This window comes from Teichococcus wenyumeiae (genome assembly GCF_003696345.1).
Classification (GTDB): domain Bacteria; phylum Pseudomonadota; class Alphaproteobacteria; order Acetobacterales; family Acetobacteraceae; genus Pseudoroseomonas; species Pseudoroseomonas wenyumeiae.
This window is the reverse complement of sequence record NZ_RFLX01000075.1, coordinates 1-8,407: the sequence shown is the minus strand read 5'-3', so window position 1 is coordinate 8,407 and position 8,407 is coordinate 1. Positions and strand designations below refer to the sequence as shown.

General features: G+C 64.1%; 9 protein-coding genes. 4 read left to right on the top strand and 5 right to left on the bottom strand.

Features of this window, described 5'->3' with window-relative positions:
* Positions 1-30 precede the first annotated feature (30 nt).
* Positions 31-375, top strand: coding sequence for a DUF6481 family protein (locus tag EBE87_RS26930; protein WP_367605431.1), 345 nt, complete (start codon positions 31-33; stop codon positions 373-375).
* A gap of 56 nt (positions 376-431) precedes the next feature.
* Here EBE87_RS26930 and EBE87_RS26925 read toward each other — a convergent pair whose 3' ends face one another.
* Positions 432-623: a hypothetical protein gene (locus tag EBE87_RS26925; RefSeq protein WP_120640506.1), complete on the bottom strand. Its 192-nt coding sequence runs from the start codon at positions 621-623 to the stop codon at positions 432-434.
* 520 nt (positions 624-1,143) lie between these two features.
* On the opposite strand from EBE87_RS26925, the gene EBE87_RS26920 reads away from it, so the two are divergent.
* On the top strand, positions 1,144-1,380 hold the full coding sequence (locus EBE87_RS26920; RefSeq protein WP_120640507.1) for a hypothetical protein: 237 nt from the start codon (positions 1,144-1,146) through the stop codon (positions 1,378-1,380).
* Between the two features lie 221 nt (positions 1,381-1,601).
* Here EBE87_RS26920 and EBE87_RS26915 read toward each other — a convergent pair whose 3' ends face one another.
* Entirely contained in the window at positions 1,602-1,892 is a 291-nt protein-coding gene (locus EBE87_RS26915) for a hypothetical protein (RefSeq protein ID WP_120640508.1), read from the bottom strand.
* A 691-nt stretch (positions 1,893-2,583) separates the two neighbouring features.
* On the opposite strand from EBE87_RS26915, the gene EBE87_RS26910 reads away from it, so the two are divergent.
* On the top strand, positions 2,584-2,961 hold the full coding sequence (locus EBE87_RS26910) for a response regulator (RefSeq protein ID WP_120640509.1): 378 nt from the start codon (positions 2,584-2,586) through the stop codon (positions 2,959-2,961).
* 928 nt (positions 2,962-3,889) lie between these two features.
* On the top strand, positions 3,890-4,147 hold the full coding sequence (locus EBE87_RS26905) for a hypothetical protein (RefSeq protein ID WP_120640510.1): 258 nt from the start codon (positions 3,890-3,892) through the stop codon (positions 4,145-4,147).
* A gap of 324 nt (positions 4,148-4,471) precedes the next feature.
* On the opposite strand, the gene EBE87_RS26900 is transcribed toward EBE87_RS26905, so the two are convergent.
* The 3 genes from EBE87_RS26900 to EBE87_RS26890 all read right to left on the bottom strand — a co-directional run bounded on the left by EBE87_RS26900 (position 4,472) and on the right by EBE87_RS26890 (position 8,308).
* Complete coding sequence (locus tag EBE87_RS26900) at positions 4,472-6,520, bottom strand: PAS domain-containing hybrid sensor histidine kinase/response regulator (RefSeq protein ID WP_120640511.1); 2,049 nt, start codon at positions 6,518-6,520, stop codon at positions 4,472-4,474.
* Positions 6,521-6,531: 11 nt separating this feature from the next.
* Positions 6,532-7,698, bottom strand: a complete 1,167-nt coding sequence (locus EBE87_RS26895; protein ID WP_120640512.1) for an acyl-CoA dehydrogenase family protein — start codon at positions 7,696-7,698, stop codon at positions 6,532-6,534.
* Positions 7,699-7,927: 229 nt separating this feature from the next.
* On the bottom strand, positions 7,928-8,308 hold the full coding sequence (locus EBE87_RS26890; protein WP_158601032.1) for a response regulator: 381 nt from the start codon (positions 8,306-8,308) through the stop codon (positions 7,928-7,930).
* Positions 8,309-8,407: the final 99 nt, after the last annotated feature.

Here is an 8,407-nt window from a genome sequence, read left to right as displayed (position 1 = left end):
CGACGACATCCTCGGTGCCATACAGCGCTTCTGCCAGCGCACCCAGCAGATCGGAGGAACTACAGAATCAGGACACTAGAGCGCTTCCGCGCCCGCCCGGGGCCGGATGATCCGGTGCTGCTGCAGCAGCAGGCCGAACGCAAGGCCATCAGCGATGCCCGGGATGCCCGCAATGCGGCCCGCAAGATCCTGCGCGAGGAAGAGGCGGCGCGCCTCGCCGCCGAAAAGGCGGCCGCGGCCGAGAAGCAGGAGGCCCTGCTGAGCCAGCAGGCCGCCGAGGCAGAAGCTGCTGCCAAACGTGCCGCCGAACTGCCGGCGCTGCAGAAGGCGGCGCGGGATGCCCGCTACGCCGCACGACAGGCCCGGCGGCGGTAAGCTTTGCACCATAAGCCGCACGGCTTGTGTGGCACTGGGGTTCGCAGGTCAGCCTCCTACCGCCGGGATTTTCCCTTCTGCAGATCCCGTTCCACGATGCTGCGCTCGCTGGAGCCGGCGTTGCGGATGATCTCCCGGATGATGGCGGGAGACACCCGGTGTCTCTTGGCGAGGTAAACAACCTCCGCCTCAAGATCGGCCATCTCGCCTGGGCTGATGCTCTCGGCCTTCTGCTTGTTCTCGGTCACTGATCGTTCCTTTAGCAACGCTTTGGCGTCGGCCAAGCTGGTCAATGAGGGGTCTGTCCAGCCGGCAAGACGCTAACGCTTCCGGTGGAGTTCGTTTCCTCAGCCCCTGCCCTGCCCTCATGCATGGCGCGGGCATTTGCCTCAACCAGGCGGGCAGTTGCCCGCCTCTCGAATGCTGTGGGCTCTGGCGGGCTGCATCTGCAGCAGCACGAGGCCAGCCTCTCACTGCCCTGCCCGATACTCGGCGACCAAGCTCGCCATGATCTACGCCGCGCCAGGCCAGGGCCGCCCCTGTTCTCATCGAAGCGCAGGGCATCGGCCAGTGCCTGCACCACGTTGACAGATACCGCTGGGCCGATCGTCAGCAGGCGGGCCTGCCCGCTTGGCATGCCAGCTCAAGCTTCCATCCATGCTACTCGTTCGTTCTCGGTCAATCATCCTCGGGTGGTGTCCTGCGCTAGCAGGTGGCTTGAGGCCCCCAGGCACCGCTTCAGGCGTGCCGTTGATAGGATGAGCCAACATGAGCGATGCGGCATTCAAGATCGGCCAGGTTGTGGCTTTCGGCCGTGGGGCGGGCGATGGCCACATCCGGGGCAACGAGTTCACCGTCACGCGGGTCATGCCGCTGGAGAGCGGCTTCCGTTCCTATCGGGCGCGGGGCAAGGACGGGGTGGAACGTGCCTTCCAGGAGAGCCAGCTTCGGCCGGGGACTGCTGCATCTCAGGCTGGGCAGAGGGTCGAGGTTTGGCCGACCTGAGCAGCTGAGCAGACTCATGAAGCCACCTGCCGGCGGGCCTCTCCGGGAAAGCCGCGCCCAGGTCGAAAGACTGCCCGGCTTCGGCCAGATGCTGACCGGGGCGGTCACAGCGGTGATGCCCCGGGAAGAACCAAGGTGAAGGGCCAGTGGAGCGAACCGCCGGCGTCCGGCTCAGTCCAGCGCATGGCTCCGCGCCCGTGCCGCGAAGGAGAAACGGCAGCTCAGCGGCGCCCCGTAATCACCAGCTCGTTTGGCATGACGGCATGATCGATGCGCCAGAGCCACGCCGTGAGATCCTTGCGGGCGATCGCCTCCAGCCAGTCGCTCAGAAGGACTTGGCTGTCCACGCGCGGGCCGGACCCGGCGCTGAGAAGGTCATCATTGCGGATAATGCTAGGAGATGGCTGATAGCCCTCCCGGTAGCCTGAAGCGGGATCGAGCAGGAAGCGCCCGGCCTTGTCGTTGATCTTCTGTGCCAGCTGCCCGGCCTGGGCCTCTTCATGAGGGGTCATCCACACATCTCCACGTTACTGGTGGAAGCGTCTGTAGCCCGTCGGGTTTCCTGGCCGGTGCCAGCCGCCCCGTGACGTCTCATGAGCCGATGCGTCGCTTCCTTGTCATGCTGCCCGGCTGGCGAACGTCCATCACCAAGCTGGAAGCACGAGGACCAGCCCCGCCGCTTCTCATGGAAGCGAGCTGCAGCAAGGCTTCGTCCACGCAGATACCACGGGTCACGTCCGTCAACGTCGTGGAGATTTGGGGGTAGCTGAGGCGGCCATGGCTCAAGCGGCCTTAGGTGAATGTTGCGGTGTCTCGTTGGCGGGTATCGGGTTCGCCGACTCGCTCACCCTCCGCCGCACCGCCAGGCGCTCATCATCATTGCCGATCACCGCTCATCGTACTCGCCGGGCGCCACTCATCTGCCTCAACGCACTTCAGAGACGGTTTTGAAAGGCGCTATTAGCCGCGGCGGTGCGTGGCGTAGCGACGGGCGTCGCGTGGACGCGGTCCGTTGTGCGGTCTTCGACACAGAATTCGGCAATCCGGGCGATCCCGGTCTTCAACACTGCGAGAACACCGCCGCTTCATTCACCCGGCCGTTCAATGAGGGGTTCCATCACGGGTTGTTCCCGGTAGCGTGGATAGAGCCTCGAAATGACCTGCGGCCCCGACCCGACCCTGGTCTCCTGAAAGTCCTATGCCGTGAACCGCCTGCTGCTGGTTGAAGACGAGGGTCTGGTGCGCATGGTCGCCAGGGACGTGCTCGAAGTGGGCGGCTTCACAGTTGTGGAAGCGGAGAACGGTGATGAGGCTATCCGGCTGCTCGATGACCTGGACCACGTCGATATCGTTGTCACCGATGTCCGCATGCCCGGACGCCACGACGGTGTGGATGTTGCCCGCCATGCCCGATCCCGGTTTCCGCAGATCCCGGTGATCGTCGCGACTGGGTTCGCGGCCAACATCCGTGACCGGCTGCAGCAGTTCGCCCCTGGCGTCGTCCTGGTGGAGAAGCCCTACAGGCTCGACCGCTTGGCCGCGCTCGCGAGGTCCTTATCCGGTAGTCACCAGAGCCACTGATGACTTTGCTGTCAGCTCGGCGCCAAGGAAAGAAGGTTGTCGCCCTCGCATCCTCACGCGCCTTCTGCCGGGCTGCCGGTTCCATGATCCGCAAGAAGATGGCGGCATCGCTGCTCAAAGCGGATTTCGGCTGGCCGGGCACAAAGCTCCGCACAGGGCCGGATGCGGTGGTGACCAGCATTGTAGCGTCGCGGCATGTCAGGCCGGCTGGCATGCGATGTACTGATTATCGTACAATCCATGCAGCCTAGATATGCCGGTTAGATCTTCCAGAAGGGCGCAGCGATGCGAGCCGGAAGAGGACCCTCTGTGGCTTCACCTGAGGTGTGGTGACCGCTGTCGCCTTGGCATCGCGATGGCCTCCCACAGAAGTTCTCAAATCCTGCCCGAAGATATTGAGAGACTTACAATGGTAATGCCGGAACACAATGTGTCTTGCCGGGACAGCAGCATTGTCTTCATGAAAGTAGGCCAGCGTGAGCAAATCAGCTTGGCGAGAAGGCTACAAAAACTGGGGCCATGGACCTGAAACTGGGCGTCCGACCAGTGTAGGTCCTCACGACGTCAAGAAGGACCAGACCGACCCTAACAATCCGGGGCTCGATCCGGCGAGCTACCACCTCAAGCCGGGCGACAATAACAATCGGGTTGCCGGCGACCCGGGTCCCGGCGGCCCCGTGAATATCAGGGTAAAAGGCCAGCCCGAAGCGGAAATCATCCCAGACACGGGTAAGCCGCGAACGGGCGGCTAATCACCTGGACACCTCTAAAAACGTCCCTGCCTCAAACTACAGATCAATTAAAATCAATGTCTTGGGATCTTCCGAGACGCTGCCGAAGGAGGTTTTTAGAGGTGTCCGGGAGACACGCCAGCAACCCACTGCGTAACAGACTGTTACTCCTCAGTCGCACTGCAAGAGGAGATTTGATGAGTGGGTTTGTCTCCAGTGCTTATGCGCGAGCTCCGCAAGAGATCGGCGCCGCCTTGGCTGAGCGCATGCAAGGTGCGTCCATGCCATGCTTTCTTGCCTACATCGACCAGACCCTGGGGCAACTCCAGGCGCTGCTGCTTGATGAGGGCTTAGAAACGACGAGAGCATCGGAGATCTGCCGCACCGCCCGGCAAATCGCTCAGGAGGAACGGCGCGGGGGCGCCTCGTACAAGCCACCGCTGCTGTCATCCTGAAGGCGAGAAACAGATGCTGCCGTACCTCCCGCTGAGAGCGCTTTGCCGCGGAGGAGCTGGATGTGCCACCTGAACAACTGCTCCATCCTCGACCGGCCGTTCAGCCATCTCGACAAGCCAATCCGATGTCGCATTACGACGCAGATTCTTGCTGCCACCTGCTAAAATGCCTTAGTCGGGCTGGAGGATTCTACAATGGCACCCCGTCGGCCGGAGCGGCGGGAATGCACACCATCATAGTTCCGGTCCTGCTCCCGACTAGAGATGAACTCCGGCCTCTGTGCCCGCTCACGTTTCGGGGCTCTCTCTTCCCTTTCGAGCTTCCTATTTCGAGATGAGTTGTCGGATACGGCTGCCGAGCGCCTCCAACGCGAAAGGCTTGGTCAGGACGTGCATGCCGGGGTCGAGATGCCCATGGCTAAGCACCGCATTCTCGGCGTAGCCGGTGATGAACAGCACCTTCATATCTGGCCGTGCCACTCGCGCCGCATCGGCCACCTGCCGCCCGTTCATGCCCCCGGGCAGGCCGACATCCGTCACCAGCAGGTCGATGCGCCGGGTCGACTGTAGGACCTTCAGGGCTGCTGGGCCGTCCGGCGCCTCGATCGCCTCATAGCCGAGATCCTCCAGCACCTCGGATATCAGCATCCGCACGCTAGGTTCATCGTCCACCACCAGCACGGTCTCGCCCTGCTCTGCGCGTGGTGCCTCGTCTAGGTGCGGAACCGGCTCAACGACCTCGCCTTCTCCAAGGTGGCGGGGCAGGTACAGGCAGACCATCGTGCCCTTGCCAAGCTCAGAATAGATGCGGGCCTGTCCACCGGACTGCCTGACGAAGCCATGGATCATGGACAAGCCGAGGCCGGTGCCCTGCCCGATGGGCTTGGTCGTGAAGAATGGGTCGAAGGCCTTCTCGATGACGTCGGCTGGCATGCCGGTGCCAGTGTCGGAGACGCAGAGCGAGACGTATTGACCCGGCGGCAGGTCGCGCTCCCGGGCCGCACGTTCATCAAGCCAGCGGTTGCCAGTCTCGATGGTAATCTTGCCGCCTTCCGGCATGGCGTCACGTGCGTTGATGCAGAGGTTCAGCAGCGCGTTCTCGAGCTGCCCTGGGTCCACCAGCGTTGGCCAGAGGCCGCTCGCCGCGACCAGCGGTTCCACCTCGATGGCGGGGCCGACGGTGCGCCGGACCAGTTCCTCCATGCCGCGGACCAGCCGGTTGATGTCGGTAGGCCTGGGATCCAGTGTCTGCCGCCTGGAGAAGGCGAGCAGGCGGTGGGTCAACGCGGCCGCACGCCTGGCGGCGTCCTGCGCGGTCGCTACAAAGCGCCCGAGATCCTGTATGCGCCCCTGCATCACGCGAGTCTGTAGGAGCTCCAGACTGCCGATCACCCCGGTGAGCAGGTTGTTGAAGTCATGCGCCAAGCCGCCGGTCAGCTGGCCCACCGCCTCCATCTTCTGGCTCTGACGCAGCGCCTCCTCGGTCTTGGCGTGCTTCGCCACCTCGTCCGCCACGCGTTGTTCCAGGGTATTGTTGAGTTCGATAAGCTTCGCTTCGTTCTGCTTACGCTGCGTGATGTCGCGGGCGATCAGAGACACGCCCTCTACGGTGCCGCCGCCGCCGATCGGACCGGCCGACACCTCCAGCGTACGGACGGCACCGTCTCTGCCCGGAACCCGCAGTTCCTGTGGTGGCACGCTCTCCCCCGCTGCGGCCTGGGAAAGCAGAGCCGACGCGGCCCTTCTGTCCTCTGGTGCGATCAGGTCAGGGAAGTTCTTCTCAGACACCTCGTCCCAGGTCGCCCCGAACAGGCGCGTAGCCGCGTCGTTCCAGCCAACGATGGCGCAATCGCGGGTCGTGGCCACCAGCGCGTCCGGTGCGTTCTGCAGGATGGCTGATAGGTAGCGCTCGGCCAGGGCGTTGCCATTGTCGCGGTGCTCGGCGAGACCACGCGGCCCGAGGCGCGTCACCTCAGAGATTCTCGCGTTTAACCGTCTTTGGAGGCTGTTGGCGGCTTGGCGCCGCTCCACGGTGCCACAGGCTTCCGCCACAGCCTGGCGCAGGTCCAGCGGGCCCGCGTCTGCCGAGAGGATCCGGGCATCTGCGATCTCAGGGGAGAAGGGCAGCATGCGGCGCATACCCTCCAGCCGCTCTGGCGCCGTCACGAAGATGATCTGCCCGGCGGGCCGCCTACGCCGGAAAGCCGCCGCCGCGGCGAGGGGGCTGACGTAGGAAGGAGAGATCACCAGAATGTCCGCCTCCGGCCCGGAGGTCAGCTCCGCGGTCACGGACACCCCGACCTCGGAGGCCCAGCTCAACCGCGCTCGTACCCAGATATCAGGCTCCGGACCCGTCAGTATCAGGACGTGCATCGTCTCTCCTGCTACAGCAGCGGGAGGCCGAGCACCGACCGGCTCAGCCAGCCCTTCAGCAGGTGGGTTGTCGGGGACATGACGTGTGCGGCCTGGGCATCGCGCATAAGGCGCGCGAGCTTGCCGTTCTCCTGGTAGCCCCGACCGCCTAACAACGTCATGGCGGTGTTGGTGACCGCGACAACGGTGTCGGCTACATCGATCTTGGCGGCGAACAGCGCCTGCGCCGCATCTGGCGTGCCCTCGTCACCTGCTCTGGCAGCGTGCTGCAGCAGGCGGCGAGTGCGCTCCACCTGGATCCACATCTCCGCGACCTTCTCTCCCAAGGCTGCATTCTCCGCCAAGCGCTCGGAGGTGTGCTCGTGACGATGCTGCTGCAAGTGTGAGACGGCCAAGTCCAGCGCTGCCTGAGCGATACCAAGATAGGTTCCCGACATGGCGACCAGGAAGAAGGGCGCCACCACCTCGAACACGAACCAGATCTGGTCGCCCTCGCGGCCCAGAAGGTTGCCTTCGGGCACCTGGACGCCGTTCAGCGTGGCAGCCCGCGAGCTGTTACCTCGCATGCCGATCCCGTTCCACACAGGTCCCCATTCAATGCCGGGGGTATGCCGATCGATGAGCAGGCAGGTGAAGGTGCCGGGGTCCAGCTCGGCGCCCGGCGCGACAGTGGACACGACGTAGGAGTCCGCGTGGTCACCGCTTGTGACGAAGCTCTTGCTGCCCCGGATCTGGAAGCCGTCTGCCTCACGGCGGAAGGTCGCACGCGGCAGGTAGAAATGGGCGCCGGTGCCCGGCTCACTCAGCGCCAGGGATGTGACATGACGGCCCTCGGCGATGGAACGAAGGTAACGCTCCTCCTGGAGCGGCGTCGCCTTGGCCGCGATCACCGCGGTCGCCACGCAGTGCATGCCGAAGCACATGGCGGTCGATCCGCACGCCTTGCCGAGCACCTCGGTCACCTGGGCCAGGGCAGAAAGCCCCTCGCCAAGCCCGCCCAGCCGCTTGGGAACATGCAAGCCCAGGAGGCCGTTCACCCCAAGGGCCTGCATGGCCTCGCGCGGCCAGTGTCCGTCTCGGTCAACACTCTCAGCTAGTGGCGCGGCGATGCGATGCGCAACGTCCCCTGCTGCCTGGATGAGGCTCGTCCTGATCAATGGCGGGAAAGGGTCAGTCATGAGTGTTGTGACACAATCGAGCTTGCGTACCGATCTGTCGGGGACCGTTCCGTTCGATGCAGGAGAACCTAGCTTTGATTACACTGTAGGCACCCCGTTGATGGCGAGAGGCAGGCCAAATAAACGGAAAGCCAGCCGGAGACGCCTTCAGCGGGATGGGAACAGGGACCATCCGCCCTCCATGTCACCGAGAGGTACTGGTGTCAAAGCTTACCCAGCGCCACCTAGGCTACTGATTGTTCTGAGGACTGCCGGACAGGGCCCGTGCGAGTTCGGCCAAGCGGTCGAGCCTGTAGGGCTTCTCCACCAGAACGGCGCTGGGATCGAACTGCCGCAGCCGGTCCCGGATGTTCGTCGCGTAACCGGTGGCGACGATGACCGGCACCCGTGGAAACCGCAGTCTCGCATGCAGGGCGACATCCACGCCGTCATGGCGACCGGGCATGCGGACGTCGGTCACCACGATATCGACATGGTCCAGGTCATCCAGCATCTGGATTGCCTCGTCGCCGGTCTCAGCTTCCAGCACCTCAAAGCCGTCATCTTGGAAGACCTCCCTGGCGACCATGCGCACCAGGCTCTCGTCCTCAACCAGCAGCAGGCGGTTCACAATATGCGCTTTCATGGACTTTGTTGCACGGACTAGCGGCTTGGGCGCGGTGAGCCTTACGGGTAGCTCGGGTCAGGCAAGTCGGGCCCACTCCGGACG

Bases quoted from the DNA above. Each gene is read 5' to 3' on its own strand.
- EBE87_RS26900 (WP_120640511.1), bottom strand. From the start codon at position 6,520: ATGCACGTCCTGATACTGACGGGTCCGGAGCCTGATATCTGGGTACGA.
- EBE87_RS26905 (WP_120640510.1), top strand. From the start codon at position 3,890: ATGAGTGGGTTTGTCTCCAGTGCTTATGCGCGAGCTCCGCAAGAGATC.
- EBE87_RS26920 (WP_120640507.1), top strand. From the start codon at position 1,144: ATGAGCGATGCGGCATTCAAGATCGGCCAGGTTGTGGCTTTCGGCCGT.
- EBE87_RS26915 (WP_120640508.1), bottom strand. From the start codon at position 1,892: ATGACCCCTCATGAAGAGGCCCAGGCCGGGCAGCTGGCACAGAAGATC.
- EBE87_RS26895 (WP_120640512.1), bottom strand. From the start codon at position 7,698: ATGACTGACCCTTTCCCGCCATTGATCAGGACGAGCCTCATCCAGGCA.